General features: G+C 70.7%; 11 protein-coding genes. All 11 read left to right on the plus strand.

The genetic code is table 11. The features are described 5' to 3' along the window. Nucleotides 1-132: 132 nt before the first annotated feature. The 11 genes from CRP45_RS18105 to CRP45_RS18155 all read left to right on the plus strand — a co-directional run bounded on the left by CRP45_RS18105 (nucleotide 133) and on the right by CRP45_RS18155 (nucleotide 14182). Nucleotides 133-1707 (plus strand): UDP-N-acetylmuramoyl-L-alanyl-D-glutamate--2,6-diaminopimelate ligase, encoded by a 1575-nt coding sequence (locus CRP45_RS18105; RefSeq protein ID WP_097246027.1) that lies wholly within the window; start codon nucleotides 133-135, stop codon nucleotides 1705-1707. Between the two features lie 76 nt (nucleotides 1708-1783). Further along, on the plus strand, nucleotides 1784-3301 hold the full coding sequence (locus CRP45_RS18110) for a UDP-N-acetylmuramoyl-tripeptide--D-alanyl-D-alanine ligase (protein WP_097246028.1): 1518 nt from the start codon (nucleotides 1784-1786) through the stop codon (nucleotides 3299-3301). Nucleotides 3302-3481: 180 nt separating this feature from the next. After that, nucleotides 3482-4558: a phospho-N-acetylmuramoyl-pentapeptide-transferase gene (mraY, locus tag CRP45_RS18115; protein ID WP_067786151.1), complete on the plus strand. Its 1077-nt coding sequence runs from the start codon at nucleotides 3482-3484 to the stop codon at nucleotides 4556-4558. A 49-nt stretch (nucleotides 4559-4607) separates the two neighbouring features. Further along, nucleotides 4608-6050: a UDP-N-acetylmuramoyl-L-alanine--D-glutamate ligase gene (murD, locus tag CRP45_RS18120; RefSeq protein WP_097246029.1), complete on the plus strand. Its 1443-nt coding sequence runs from the start codon at nucleotides 4608-4610 to the stop codon at nucleotides 6048-6050. Next, complete coding sequence (gene ftsW, locus CRP45_RS18125) at nucleotides 6047-7492, plus strand: putative lipid II flippase FtsW (protein WP_097246030.1); 1446 nt, start codon at nucleotides 6047-6049, stop codon at nucleotides 7490-7492. The genes murD and ftsW overlap by 4 nt, the downstream gene beginning before the upstream one ends. Next, nucleotides 7489-8649 (plus strand): undecaprenyldiphospho-muramoylpentapeptide beta-N-acetylglucosaminyltransferase, encoded by a 1161-nt coding sequence (murG, locus tag CRP45_RS18130; protein WP_067785749.1) that lies wholly within the window; start codon nucleotides 7489-7491, stop codon nucleotides 8647-8649. Before ftsW ends, murG begins: the two co-directional genes overlap by 4 nt. Continuing rightward, nucleotides 8646-10133 carry a UDP-N-acetylmuramate--L-alanine ligase gene (gene murC, locus CRP45_RS18135; RefSeq protein ID WP_097246031.1) on the plus strand — a complete coding sequence of 496 codons (1488 nt, stop codon included), beginning with the start codon at nucleotides 8646-8648 and terminating at the stop codon, nucleotides 10131-10133. The genes murG and murC overlap by 4 nt, the downstream gene beginning before the upstream one ends. A gap of 99 nt (nucleotides 10134-10232) precedes the next feature. Further along, nucleotides 10233-10880, plus strand: coding sequence for a cell division protein FtsQ/DivIB (locus CRP45_RS18140; protein ID WP_245910198.1), 648 nt, complete (start codon nucleotides 10233-10235; stop codon nucleotides 10878-10880). A gap of 365 nt (nucleotides 10881-11245) precedes the next feature. Beyond that, nucleotides 11246-12493: a cell division protein FtsZ gene (gene ftsZ / locus CRP45_RS18145; protein ID WP_067785743.1), complete on the plus strand. Its 1248-nt coding sequence runs from the start codon at nucleotides 11246-11248 to the stop codon at nucleotides 12491-12493. A gap of 202 nt (nucleotides 12494-12695) precedes the next feature. Next, nucleotides 12696-13424 carry a peptidoglycan editing factor PgeF gene (gene pgeF, locus CRP45_RS18150; protein WP_097246033.1) on the plus strand — a complete coding sequence of 243 codons (729 nt, stop codon included), beginning with the start codon at nucleotides 12696-12698 and terminating at the stop codon, nucleotides 13422-13424. Then, nucleotides 13421-14182: a YggS family pyridoxal phosphate-dependent enzyme gene (locus tag CRP45_RS18155; protein WP_097246034.1), complete on the plus strand. Its 762-nt coding sequence runs from the start codon at nucleotides 13421-13423 to the stop codon at nucleotides 14180-14182. Before pgeF ends, CRP45_RS18155 begins: the two co-directional genes overlap by 4 nt. Nucleotides 14183-14268: the final 86 nt, after the last annotated feature.

A 14268-nucleotide genomic window follows, 5' to 3' on the forward strand; every position in this document is an offset into this window, starting at 1 on the left:
ATTTCCCTGTCCCGGCGCGCGCTCGGCGCGGCAACACCGAGGCGCGTTGTTCACCGATGAGTCCGCGTCGGTAACCTGACTCGTCACCAGAGATCCGTGCCGTCTACAGATGCCCTGTCAGAGAGGAGCGAGGTGCCCGCGCAGTCCAGCCAGCCCGTGCTGCGGCCGGTCGACCCGCCGTCGACACCGCTGACCACCGTGCTGGAGCTGACCGGCGCCCGCCCGTCGGCGACGGTCCCCGGCGATCTCGTCGTCACCGGGATCGAGCAGCGTTCGAACGCGGTACAACCCGGCGATCTGTTCGCCGCGCTGCCCGGCTCGCAGTCGCACGGCGCGCGCTTCGCCGCCGACGCCGTCGCGCGCGGCGCGGTGGCCGTGTTCACCGACGCCGAGGGCGCCGCACTGGCCGGGGAACTCGGCGTTCCCCTGCTGGTGCGCGAACGCCCGCGCGAGGTGCTCGGCGAACTCTCCGCGGCCCTGTACGGGAACCCCTCCGAGCGCCTGCGCATCGTCGGCATCACCGGCACCTCCGGCAAGACCACCACCTCGTATCTGGTGGAGGCGGGCTTGGCGGCGGGCGGCCTGTCCACGGCGCTGATCGGCACCATCGAGACCAGGATCGGCGGCCGCCGGGTGCCGAGCGCGCTGACCACCCCCGAGGCGCCGCAGCTGCACGCGATGTTCGCGCTGATGGTCGAGCAGGGCGTCGACGCCGTGGTGATGGAGGTGTCCAGCCACGCGCTGGCGCTCGGCCGGGTCGACGGCGTGCGCTTCACGGTGGGCGCGTTCACCAATCTCTCCCAGGATCACCTCGATTTCCACGCCGATTTCGAGGACTACTTCGGCGCCAAGCGCAGGTTGTTCGAGCCGGGCTCGGCCGTCGCCGCGCGCACCTCGGTGATCTGCGTCGACGACGAGTGGGGCCGCAGGCTGGCCGCGAGCCTGCCCGCGCCGACCACGGTCGCGACCACCGGACCCGCGGATTGGCACGTGGCGGGCGCGGTCGCCGCGCACGGCCCGGAGCAGCGCTTCACCGCCGCCGGTCCGGACGCGAATGTCGATGTGCGCCTTCGTCTTCCCGGCCGCTACAACGTCGCCAACGCGCTGCTCGCGGTGGCCGTGTGCGCCGCTGCGGGTGTCGATCCCGCCGCCGCGGCGCCCGCGCTGGCCACTGTCGACGTGCCGGGCCGGATGCAGCGCGTCGAGCGGGGACAGGACTTCCTCGCCGTGGTGGACTACGCGCACAAGCCCGCGGCGCTGGAGTCGGTGATCGCGACCCTGCGCGTGCACCTTGCCGCCGACAATCCGGCCGCGCCCGGTCGCCTTGCCGTGGTGTTCGGCGCGGGCGGCGACCGCGACGCGGGCAAGCGACCGCTGATGGGCGAGGTCGCGGCCAGGGGCGCCGACTTGGTCGTCATCACCGACGACAACCCGCGCTCGGAGGATCCCGCCTCGATCCGGGCCGCGATCGGCGCGGGCGCGCTGGCCGTGCCCGCCGACGAGCGCGGCGAGGTGCGTGAGATCGGCGACCGCGCCGCGGCCATCGCCGCCGCGGTGGACTGGGCACGGCCCGGCGACGCCGTGCTGATCGCGGGCAAGGGCCACGAGACGGGCCAGGAGATCCGCGGCGTGAAACACCCTTTCGACGATCGCGATGTCGTGGCGGACGCCTTGTCGCGCAGGGTGGCCGCGGAGGCGCGGGCATGAACTTTCAGGCGGCACAGCATGTTCAGCGAGCACAGCGAAGTCCGCACGGGACGGACGCGGAGGACTTGACGGTTTCATGATCGAGATGACACTGCGGGAGATCGCGGAGGTCGTCGGCGGCACGCTGCACGACGTACCCGACCCGGAGGTGCGAGTCACCGGTTCGGTCGAATTCGATTCGCGCCGAATCGGTTCCGGTGATCTCTTCCTCGCCCTGCCGGGCGAGCGAGTCGACGGACACGAGTACGCGGCGGCCGCGGTGGACGCGGGCGCGGTGGCGGTGCTCGCCGCGCGCCCGGTCGGCGTGCCCGCCATCGTGGTGACCCCGAGCCCTGGCACGGTGCCCGCGACTTCCGTTGCGCTGATCCATGATTCGGATGGCTCCGGCGCCGCGGTGCTGGCCGCGCTCGCCGCACTGGCGCGCGCCAGCGTCGAACGGCTCACCGCCGAGGGCACCCTCACCGTCGTCGGGGTCACCGGTTCCTCGGGCAAGACCTCCACCAAGGATCTGCTTGCCGCGGTGCTCGCGCCGCTTGGCCCTGTCGTCGCGCCGCCTGGTTCGTTCAACAACGAGCTCGGCCACCCCTGGACCGCGCTGCGCGCCGACGAGAAGACACGCTTCCTGGTGCTGGAGCTCTCCGCGCGCGGACCTGGCCACATCGCCGCGCTCGCGAAGGTGGCGCCGCCGAGCATTGGCGTGGTGCTCAATGTCGGCACCGCGCACCTCGGCGAGTTCGGCAGTCGCGAGGCCATCGCGCAGACCAAGGGCGAACTCGTCGAGGCGCTCCCGGAGACCGGTCTCGCCGTGCTCAACGCCGACGACCAGCAGGTCGCCGCGATGGCGAGTCGGACGAAGGCCAAGGTGGTCCGGGTCGGCCAGGCCGCGAACGCCGACATCAGGGCCACCGACGTGCGCCTCGATTCCGAGGCCCGCGCCGGGTTCACGCTGCACACCCCGGCGGGCAGCACGCCGATCCAGCTCGCCGTGCACGGCGAGCATCAGGTCGGCAACGCGCTGTCCGCCGTCGCGGTCGCGCTGGCCTGCGGAGCCGACCTGGACACCATCGCGCAGGCGCTGTCCGGCGCCCAGCGGGTGTCGGAGCGCCGGATGGACGTGCGCACCACCGACGACGGCGTCACCGTCGTCAACGACTCCTACAACGCCAACCCCGACTCGGTGCGCGCCGCGCTCAAGGCGCTGGTGACGATGTCGCGCGCGGGCGACAAGCCGCGACGCAGCTGGGCCGTGCTCGGTGAAATGGCCGAACTGGGTGAGGAGTCGGTGCTCGAACACGACGGCATCGGCAGGCTCGCGGTGCGCCTCGACGTGGACCGTCTCGTCGTCGTAGGCACCGGAAGGCCCTCCCGCGCGATGCACCAGGGAGCGGTGATGGAAGGCTCATGGGGCGAGGAGTCGGTCCTCGTGCCCGATATCGGCGCGGCCATCGCGCTGCTCGACGACGAGGTCGAAGCGGGCGATGTGGTGCTGGTCAAGGCGTCCAAGTCGGTCGGCCTCTGGGCGGTCGCCGAACACTTGACCGGCGCGGAACGTGCCACGGGGCGCGGGGGCAGTAGCGCGGAGGCAGGGCAGTGAGCGAGCGGAGCGAGCGAACAATGGGCACAGCGGCCGTCGGGTGTACGGCGACGCCGAGGATCGGTCGTGCGACGGAGCTGAGCGTCAGCGAGGCGTGGTCGTGAGGGAGCGTAGCGAGCGAACCATGGGCACAGCGGCCTTCGGTCGAACGACTGCGCCGAGCGTCAGCGAGGCGTGGTCGTGAGACAGATTCTCTTCGCGGCGGCTATCGCGCTGGCGGTGTCGATCCTGCTGACTCCGCTGCTGATCAAGTTCTTCGCCAAGCAGGGCTTCGGCCAGGAGATTCGGGTCGACGGCCCGGCCAGCCACCAGGCCAAGCGCGGCACGCCCACCATGGGTGGCGTCGCCATCCTGATCGGTATGTGGGCCGGTTACCTCGGCTCGCACCTGATCGGCATCGGCTACGACGCCGAGGGACCGACCGCGTCGGGCATGCTCGTCCTCGGACTGGCCACCGCGCTCGGCGCCGTCGGCTTCACCGACGACTTCATCAAGCTGCGCAAGCAGCGCAACCTCGGCCTCACCGCGGCGGGCAAGTACATCGGCCAGATCACCTCGGCCGTCATCTTCGGTGTGCTCGCGCTCCAGTTCCGCGGCGAGAACGGTCTGACGCCCGCGAGCCGCCACCTGTCCTACGTGCGCGACATCAACACGGTGTCGGCCGGGGTGATCATCTTCCTGGCGTTCGTGTGCTTCGTGGTGGTCGCCTGGTCCAACGTCGTGAACCTCACCGACGGCCTGGACGGGCTCGCTGCAGGCTCGATGAGCCTGGTGCTCGGCGGCTACGTGATCATCACGTTCTGGCAGTACTACCACGCGTGCGCGACCAAGCCCGAGACCGGTTGCTACAACGTGCGCGACCCGCTGGACCTGGCGCTGGTCTGCGCGGCGGGCGCCGCGGCGTGCATCGGCTTCCTGTGGTGGAACGCCGCGCCCGCCAAGATCTTCATGGGCGACACCGGGTCGCTGGCGCTCGGCGGTCTGCTCGCGGGCATCTCCATCACGACCAGGACCGAGCTGCTGATGATCGTGATGGGCGCGCTGTTCGTCGCCGAGGGCGTGTCGGTGGTGTTGCAGGTGGCGGTCTTCCGCACCACCCGCAACCGGCTGTTCAAGATGGCGCCGTTCCATCATCACTTCGAGCTCAGCAAATGGGCCGAGACGACTGTGATCATTCGATTCTGGCTCTTGGCCGCCATGGCCTCCGCAGTCGGCCTCGGCTTGTTCTACAGCGAATACCTCTCCGCGGTCGGGTGATCTAACGATGGTCGAACATTCTCCGCGGGCCCTGCGCTCTCCCGGGCCCATGCTCGAATTCCTCAAGGGCCGTGACGTGCTCGTCGCGGGCTGGGGCGTCTCCGGCCGCTCGCTGGTGGAACCGCTGCGCGATATCGGCGCGCATCCGGTGGTCACCGACGCGGGCGCGAAAGCGCTCGCCGAGGCGGCCGAACTCGGCCTGGAAGTGGCCACCGGCGTCGAACTCGAGTCGGCCGATCTGAGCCGCTTCGCGCTGGTGATCACCAGCCCGGGCTGGCGACCCGACTCGCCGGTGCTGGTCTCGGCGGTCACCGAGGGCATCCCCGTGTGGGGCGACGTCGAATTCGCCTGGTGGGTCGATCAAGCCAGGATCTACGGCCCGGTCCGCAAATGGCTGGTGGTGACCGGAACCAACGGCAAGACCACCACCACCCAGATGACCCACGCCATCCTGCGCGCCGCCGGCATCGCCAGCGTGGCCTGCGGCAATATCGGCACCCCGATTCTGGACGCGTTGCGCCGCAATCCCGGCCCGCAGGTGCTCGCGGTGGAACTGTCCTCGTTCCAGCTGCACTGGGCGCCGTCGGTGCGGCCGGAGGCGGGCGTCGTGCTGAATGTGGCCGAGGATCACCTGGATTGGCACGGCGGCCTGGACGCCTACGCGGCCGCCAAGGCGCGGGCGCTGGTCGGGCGGGTCGGCGTGGTCGGCCTGGACGACCCGGTGGCGGCTTCGCTGGCCCGTCGCTCCAAGGCCCGCCGCACCGTCGGCTTCCGCATCGGCGTGCCCGCCGACGGCGAACTCGGCGTGGTGGACGGCAAACTGCTCGACCGCGCGTTCACCAAGGCCGCGATTCTGGCCGAGGTCGGCGACATCAGCCCGCAGGGACCCGCTGGCGTCGCCGACGCGCTGGCCGCCGCCGCGTTGACCAGGGCCATCGACGTGGCGCCGCAGTTCGTCAAGGAGGGGCTGCAGGAGCACAAGGTCGGCCCGCACCGGGCGGCCTTCGTGCGCGAGCTGGCGGGCGTCGATTTCATCGATGACTCCAAGGCCACGAATCCGCACGCTGCGCGGTCCTCGATCCTCGCGCACCCGCACGTCATCTGGATCGCGGGCGGCCAGCTCAAGGGCGCCAACGTGGAGGATCTGATCGAGGAGGTCGCCGACCGGCTCGTCGCCGCGGTGCTCATCGGGTCCGACGCGCCGGTGATCGCGGCCGCGTTGGCGCGACACGCGCCCCAGGTCCCGGTCGTCGAGGTGCGCGCGGGGGACGATGCTGTGATGGCTGACGACCCGTCGAGATCCGACAAGGCCGACGCCGTCATGGCGCAAGCCGTCCGCGAGGCCGCCGGATTCGCCCGCTCGGGCGACACCGTGCTGCTGGCTCCCGCGGCCGCCTCCCTCGACATGTTCGCCGATTACACCCACCGCGGACGCAGTTTCGCCACCGCGGTGCACACGCTGGAAGACGGTGACATCGGGCGGCGGCTATGACGGAGACGACGCGAGCACCCGCCGCCAGGTTCATGGCTTGGCTGGCGCGCCCGCTCGCGTCGTTCCATCTGATCGTCACCATCGCCACCCTGCTGACCGTGCTCGGGCTGGTGATGGTGCTGTCCGCCTCCAGCGTCGAGGCGTATGCCGAGCGCGGGTCGGCGTATTCGCTGTTCGTCCAGCAGGCCATGTTCGCGGCCGTCGGCTGCGTGCTGTTCTATGTCGCGCTGCGCATTCCGATGCGCAGGTTGCGGCAGTGGTCGTTCCCGCTGTTCGCGCTGTCGGTGCTCGCGCTGGTGCTGGTGCTGATTCCCGGTATCGGCAGCGAGGTGCAGGGCTCGCGGCGCTGGATCGACCTCGGCCCGGTGTCGGTGCAGCCCTCCGAGATCGTCAAGGTGACGCTGGTGGTGTGGGGCGCGCACCTGCTCGCCTCGCGCCGGTCGGAGCAGGCCGCGCTGAAAGACATTCTGGTGCCGCTGGTTCCGGCGGGCATGCTGGTGTGTCTGCTCGTGGTGCTCGAGCCCAACCTGTCCACCACCATCGCGCTCGGCATCGTGCTCGCCGCGCTGCTGTGGTTCGGCGGGCTGCCGGTGCGGCTGTTCGTCACCATCGCGGTGTCCGGCGTCGTGGCCGCGGCGGTGCTCGCCCTCTCCGCCGGCTATCGCTCGGACCGCATGCGCGCCTTCTTCAATCCCGGCGAGGACCCGCAGGGCATCGGTTACCAGGCGCGGCAGGCGCAGTACTCGCTGGCCGACGGTGGCATCTGGGGCCGCGGACTCGGGCAGAGCCGGGCCAAGTGGAGCTACCTGCCCAACTCGCACAACGACTTCATCTTCGCCATCATCGGCGAGGAGCTCGGTTTCCTCGGCTGCGCGCTGGTGCTCGGGTTGTTCGCGCTGTTCGTCTACACCGGCCTGCGCATCGCCAGCCGCTCGGTGGACCCGTTCCTGCGGCTGCTCACCGCGACCGCGACCACCTGGATCACCGCGCAGGCGCTGATCAATGTCGGTTACGTGGTCGGCTTGCTTCCGGTGACCGGTCTGCAGCTGCCGTTGGTCTCGGCGGGCGGTTCCTCGCTGGCCATCACGTTGTTCATGTTCGGCGTCATCGCCAACGCCGCACGGCACGAGCCGGAGGCGGTGGCGGCGCTACAGGCCGGGCAGGACGGGCGGTTCAGCCGTCTGCTTCGACTACCCAAGCCCGAGGTGTACTCGCCCGCCAAGGCGGAGGCCGCCAGGGCGCGCAACGCCGCCAAGGCCGCCGCGCAGCGGGCCAGGCAAGCCGACCGGTCGCGCCAAGCGCCGCCGCGCCGTGGACAATCCGGCGGGCAGCCGCGACGCCGCTCGCCGGAGAGCAGGGGCACCAGTTCGCTGCGTGCCACCAGGGCTTGGGAGCCGAACTATCCGATGCCACACGCTAGAGAACGGGGAAGATCCAGGTGAATGCGGGACCCGGGAGTACCGCCGACGCAACACAGCGGTCCGCGAAGGGATCCGGGCTTTCGGTGATCGTGGCGGGCGGTGGCACGGCGGGACATGTCGAACCGGCCCTCGCCGTGGCGGATGCGCTGCGGCGCCTCGATGATTCGATCCGAGTGACGGCACTGGGCACCGAGCGCGGTCTGGAGACCCGGCTGGTGCCCGAGCGCGGCTATCCGCTCGAGCTGATCCCACCGGTGCCGTTGCCGCGCAAGCCCACCGCGGACCTGCTGCGGCTGCCCGGCCGGGTGCGCGCCGCGGTGGCCGAGACGAGGGCCGTCATCGACGCGGTGCAGGCCGACGTGATCATCGGCTTCGGTGGTTATGTCGCGCTGCCCGCCTACCTGGCCGCGGGCAAGGGAGTGCTGCGGCGCAGGCGCGCGGTGCCGGTCGTCGTGCACGAGGCCAACGCGAAGGCGGGCATCGCGAACAAGGTGGGCGCCCGCCGCGCCGCGCGGGTGCTCGCCGCGGTGCCGGATTCCGGCCTGCCGCGCGCCGAGGTCGTCGGCATCCCGGTCCGCGAGGCCATCACTTCTTTGGATCGCGCGGCGCTGCGCGCCGAGGCCCGCGCGCACTTCGGCCTGCCCGCCGAGGGGCCGGTGCTGCTGGTGTTCGGCGGATCGCAGGGCGCGCGCAGCCTGAACGAGGCGGTGTCGGGGGCCGCGCCGCAGCTGGCGGCGGCGGGCGTCTCGGTGCTGCACGCGCACGGCCCGAAGAACACGCTCGAGGTCGCCGAGGGCGACGACACCGCGCGCTACGTGGCGGTGCCGTATCTGTCCAGGATGGATCTGGCCTACGCCGCCGCCGACGCGGTGGTGTGCCGGTCCGGCGCGATGACGGTCGCCGAGGTGTCCGCCGTCGGCCTTCCCGCGTTCTACGTGCCGCTGCCGCACGGCAACGGCGAACAGGAATTCAATGCCCGTCCCGTGGTCGCACAGGGCGGTGGCAGAATTGTGCCCGATGCCGAACTGTCCCCGAAGTACGTGATCGACGAGGTGATACCGCTGCTCATGGACTCCGACCGGTTGACCGAGATGGGCCGCGCCGCGGCAGGCGCGGGGCACCGCGACGCCGCCGACGAAGTGGCGCGCATCGTGGTGGAATTGGGGCGCGGCCGATGAGCGACGAGCGTTCGGCACTGCCGCCCGAGCTGGAGCGGGTGCACATGGTTGGCATCGGCGGCGCCGGGATGTCCGGCATCGCCCGCATCCTGCTCTCCCGCGGCGGCGCGGTGTCGGGTTCGGACGCCAAGGAGAGCCGCGGTGTGCTCGCGCTGCGTGCGCGCGGCGCGCAGGTCAACATCGGTCACGACGCGGGCGCGCTCGATCTGCTGCCCGGCGGCCCGACCGCGGTGGTGACCACCTACGCGGCCATCCCGAAGACCAATCCCGAACTGGTGGAAGCGAATCGGCGCGACATCCCGGTGCTGCTGCGCCCGGCGGTGCTTGCCTCGCTGATGCGCGGACACCGCACCCTGCTGGTCTCGGGCACCCACGGCAAGACGTCGACGACCTCGATGCTGATCGTCTCGCTGCAGCACTGCGGCCTCGACCCGTCCTTCGCGGTCGGCGGCGAGCTCAACGAGGCGGGCACCAACGCCCATCACGGCACCGGCGAGGTCTTCGTTGCCGAGGCCGACGAGAGCGACGGCTCGCTGCTGCAGTACGACCCCGACGTCGCGGTGGTCACCAACATCGAGTCCGATCACCTCGACTTCTTCGGAACCGACGCCGCCTACGTGCAGGTCTTCGACGATTTCGCGGACCGGCTCGCCGCGGGCGGCCTGCTGGTGGTGTGCCTGGATGATCCTGGCTCGCGCGCGCTGGCCGAGCGGGTCGGAACCCGTTTGGCGGACAAGGGCGTTCGGGTACTCGGCTACGGCTCCGGCGAACTCGCCGACGCCCCGGTCCCCGTCGGCGTCCGGCTGCACAGCTGGGAGCCGCGCGACGTGGGCGGGCTCGCCCAATTCCAGCTGGCCGACGAACCGGCGCCGCGCACGCTGCGACTCTCGGTGCCGGGGCGGCACATGGCGCTCAACGCGCTCGCCGCGCTGCTCGCCGCGCGGGCGGCGGGTGCCGACGTGGACGAGATCATCCAGGGCCTGGAGGGTTTCGGCGGTGTGCACCGGCGGTTCCAGTTCGTCGGCAGGGAGAACGGCGTGCGGGTCTTCGACGACTACGCGCACCATCCCACCGAGGTGCGCGCGGTGCTCGGCGCCGCGGCCGAACTGGTGCAGCAGGAGGCGCGCGACGGCGCGCGGTCGCGTCAGGGCCGGGTGATCGTGGTGTTCCAGCCGCACCTGTACAGCCGCACCGCTACCTTCGCCGAGGACTTCGGCGTCGCGCTGAGCCTGGCCGACGAGGTCGTCGTGCTGGACGTCTACGGCGCGCGGGAGAAGCCGCTGCCCGGCGTCAACGGCGCGCTCGTCGCCCAGTCGGTCACCAAACCCGTGCACTACCAACCGGATATGTCCCGGGTCGGTCGCCAGGTCGCCGGGCTCACGCTGCCCGGCGATGTGGTGATCACCATGGGCGCGGGCGACGTCACGATGCTCGGCAGCCAGATACTCGACGGGCTACGGGCGCGTCCCCAGTACGGGCGGTGAGCCGCGATGCGGCAGGGGGGTGAGCGGCGGGCGGCCGTCGGCTGGCTCGATCGGTTCGACCTGCTGCGCCGCCCCGGCGGTCCGGCCCGGCTGCGCCGCATGCGGCTGTGGGGATTGCTGGGCGTGTGCGTTCTTACCGTCGTCCTGTTGGTCTCTTGGTTCACGCCGGTGCTCTCGGTGCGCACCGTCGAAATCGAAGGGCTCGTCGCGGTGCAGGAAGCGCAAGTGCGCGAGCGACTCGAAATACCTTCGGGCCGCTCGATGCTGCGCATCGATACCGACGCCATGGCGCGGCGGGTGGCGAGTATTCCGAAAGTGAGTTCGGCGCGGGTGCAGCGGGTGTATCCGTCGACCGTCAAGGTGACGATTGTCGAGCGGGCGCCGGTGTTGTTCTTCGAGAGTCCGGAAGGCGCGCATCTTCTGGATGCCGAAAGCGTCGAATTCGCCATCGAAGCCGCGCCCATCGGGGTACCGAAGTTGATCACCGAACAACCCGGCGGCGCCGATCCGGTGACCCGCGCCGCGGTGGCGGTGCTCGCGGTATTGCCGCCCGCCCTGAATATCCAGGTGGGCGAGGTTGTCGCACGGTCGATTTCGGATATCTCCTTGAGTCTGCACGACGGGCGCACGGTACTCTGGGGCGGTGCGAACGATGCCGAACGCAAGGCGGCCGTGGTGTTGCCGCTGTTGACGCGGGAGGGAACGGTGTTCGACGTGTCGAGCCCGAATCTGGTCACGGTAAAGTGATCGATACCCATTGTGCCCAGGGAATTTTCGGGGGCGCTCTGCCGCGAGGCGCAGGGCCGTCGCCGGGATGGGGCTCGGGGGGCAACCGTCCAACCATACGGTGTGTGGAGTGGCGAACGAGAGGGATCACACAAGATTCTGTCACTCGTGTCGGCGCGCCTGCGCCCGTATCGCGGCGGCTGCGAATAGCGTTCCGCACCAGTCGGATACTTGACATAACGCTAACCCTGTGGTTGAGGTTTAGGGTTTGCCCGGGCCGCGGATCGTGGAGTGAACGGTCCCGGGCGAACAACCGAGGGTGGCCCATAGCGAAATGTCCCGAATCCGAAAATGACAGGCTTTAGATCGAAGGAAGGCGAGAGCCCATGACGCCCCCGCACAACTACCTTGCGGTGATCAAGGTCGTCGGTATCGGCGGCGGCGGCGTGAATGCCGTCAACCGGATGATCGAACAGGGACTCAAGGGAGTCGAGTTCATCGCGGTCAACACCGACGCGCAGGCGCTGCTGATGAGCGATGCCGACGTCAAGCTCGACGTCGGCCGTGAACTCACCCGCGGTCTCGGCGCGGGCGCCGACCCGGAGGTCGGCCGCAAGGCCGCCGAGGACCACAAGGACGAGATCGAAGAGGTGCTCAAGGGCGCCGACATGGTCTTCGTCACCGCGGGCGAGGGCGGCGGCACCGGCACCGGTGGCGCGCCGGTCGTCGCGAGCATCGCGCGCAAACTCGGCGCGCTCACCATCGGTGTGGTCACCCGGCCGTTCTCGTTCGAGGGCAAGCGCCGGGGCAACCAGGCCGAGGTGGGCATCAACCTGCTGCGCGAGTCCTGCGACACCCTCATCGTCATCCCGAACGACCGACTCCTGCAGCTCGGCGACGCCGCGGTCAGCCTGATGGACGCCTTCCGCTCCGCCGACGAGGTACTGCTCAACGGTGTTCAGGGCATCACCGACCTGATCACCACCCCCGGCCTGATCAACGTCGACTTCGCCGACGTCAAGAGCGTCATGTCCGGCGCGGGCAGCGCGCTCATGGGCATCGGCTCGGCGCGCGGCGAGGGCCGGTCGGTGAAGGCGGCCGAGGCGGCGATCAACTCGCCGCTGCTCGAGGCATCGATGGACGGCGCGCACGGCGTGCTGCTGTCCATCGCGGGCGGGTCCGACCTCGGTCTGTTCGAGATCAACGAGGCGGCCTCGCTGGTGCAGGAGGCCGCGCACATCGAGGCCAACATCATCTTCGGTACCGTCATCGACGATTCGCTCGGCGACGAAGTGCGGGTCACCGTGATCGCGGCCGGATTCGACGGCGGCGGACCGGCCCGGCGCACCTTCGACCCCGCGACCACCCGCGGCTCGATCGGTTCGGGGCGGGCGGGCGAAATCGGTCAGAGCAGCAGGCCGAGCGAGATCGCCGCGTCCACCCGCAGCGCCGAGACCACCTCGGCGGGCACGTCGAGCAGCGTGACCCGCGGCGCCGTGCCGAGCTACCGGGACAGCGAGCGCGCCCGGCTCGCCGAGCCGACGGTCTCGCACAACAGCCGCTCGCACATTCAACCCCCCGACGGCGGCGACGACGATGACGACGTCGACGTGCCGTCCTTCATGCGCCGCTGACCCGATCGTCCCGGAGTGCCGGGACGACGGCCGCGCGACGCGAGAGTGTCGCGCGAGGTGAGGTTCGCCGCACGGCGTGCCGCGCCGCGACGCGCCGCACACGCGAATCCGTCGACCGAGCACGGGGATTCGCCGCGCGCGTGGTTCGATGCCCGCTTCGCGAGCCGCCGCGGCACCGTCCGAAGCCACTAGGCTCGGAGGCATGACTGCTGCCCACACACTCACCGTCCGACGGGTCACGACGACCAGGGCGGGCGGCTTCTCTGCCCCGCCCTACGACTCGTTCAACCTCGGCGACCACGTGGGCGACGATCCGGAGGCCGTGCGCCGCAACCGCGAGCGCCTCGCCGCGGGCATCGGCCTGACCCCGGACCGGCTGGTCTGGATGGAGCAGATCCACGGGCGCGCCGTCGAAATCGTCGACGGCCCGCGCCCCGAACCGGTACCTGCCACCGACGCGCTCGTCACGACCGTGCCGAACCTGGCGCTGGTCACGCTCAGCGCCGACTGCGTTCCCATCCTGCTCTCCGACGACGAGGCGGGCGTCATCGCCGCCGTGCACGCAGGCCGCATCGGCGCGCGCATCGGCATCGTGCCGCGCGTGCTGGACGCGATGGTGTCGGTGGGCGCCAGGCTCGACCGGGTCGGCGCGTTCCTCGGACCGGCTGCCTCGGGCAGGCAGTACGAGGTGCCCGCCGCGATGCGCGACGACGTCGAGAAGCACCTGCCGGGCAGCGCGACGACCACCGTGCGCGGCACGCCCGCGCTCGACCTGCGCGCCGGAATCCGCAGGCAGCTCACCGAGGCCGGGATCGCCGCGGTCGCCGAGGACCCGCGCTGCACCATCGAGGACAAGACGCTGTTCAGCCACCGTCGCGGCGCGCCGACCGGACGCATCGCGGGCGTGATCTGGATCGAGGGGCCGCGATGACCTGGCGCGGTGAGGCGACGGAAACCGTTGTGGCGCAGGCCGACGCGCGCACCGCGGCGCTGGCGGACCGGCTAGACGGTCTGCTCGCGCGGATCGACGCCGCGTGCCGTGCGGCGGGGCGCGAGCCGGGCTCGGTGCGGCTGCTGCCGGTGACGAAGTTCTTTCCGGCCGCCGACGTGGCGATTCTGTACGGCCTCGGCCGCAGGGAGTTCGGCGAATCGCGCGAACAGGAAGCCACCGCGAAGGTCGCCGAACTGGGTGACCGCCCGGATATCCGCTGGCACATGATCGGTCGGCTGCAGCGCAACAAGGCGAAAGTGGTCGCGCGCTGGGCACACACCGTGCACTCGGTGGACAGCGAACGCTTGGCAACGGCTCTTGACAGGGGCGCGGTCGCCGCGCTGGAGGCGGGCGAGCGCACCGAGCCGCTGCGGGTGTTGCTCCAGGTGAGCCTGGACGAGGACCCGGAGCGCGGCGGCGTCGCCGAAGATGATCTTGATCGTCTCGCGGATCACGTCGCGGCCGCCGAAGGCCTGCAGCTCGGGGGCCTGATGGCGATTCCGCCACTCGACGCGGAGCCTCATAGCGCATTCGCCAGGCTTGCGACTTTGCACACGCGGTTACTCGCCGGTCACCCCGCGGCAACCGAACTTTCCGCAGGTATGTCGGGGGATCTGGAATCGGCGATCGAACACGGCTCGACGGTTGTGCGTGTCGGTACCGCCCTGATGGGCACTCGACCGATAACCTCGGGCTAGCAAAGAAACCTCATCAGTCACATTCGACACATAAGATTGAGACAGACGAGGGCTGAGCAAGACTTCAACACCCGGCCGCCACCGGG

The organism is Nocardia amikacinitolerans (assembly GCF_900215415.1).
Taxonomy (GTDB): Bacteria; Actinomycetota; Actinomycetes; order Mycobacteriales; family Mycobacteriaceae; genus Nocardia; species Nocardia amikacinitolerans.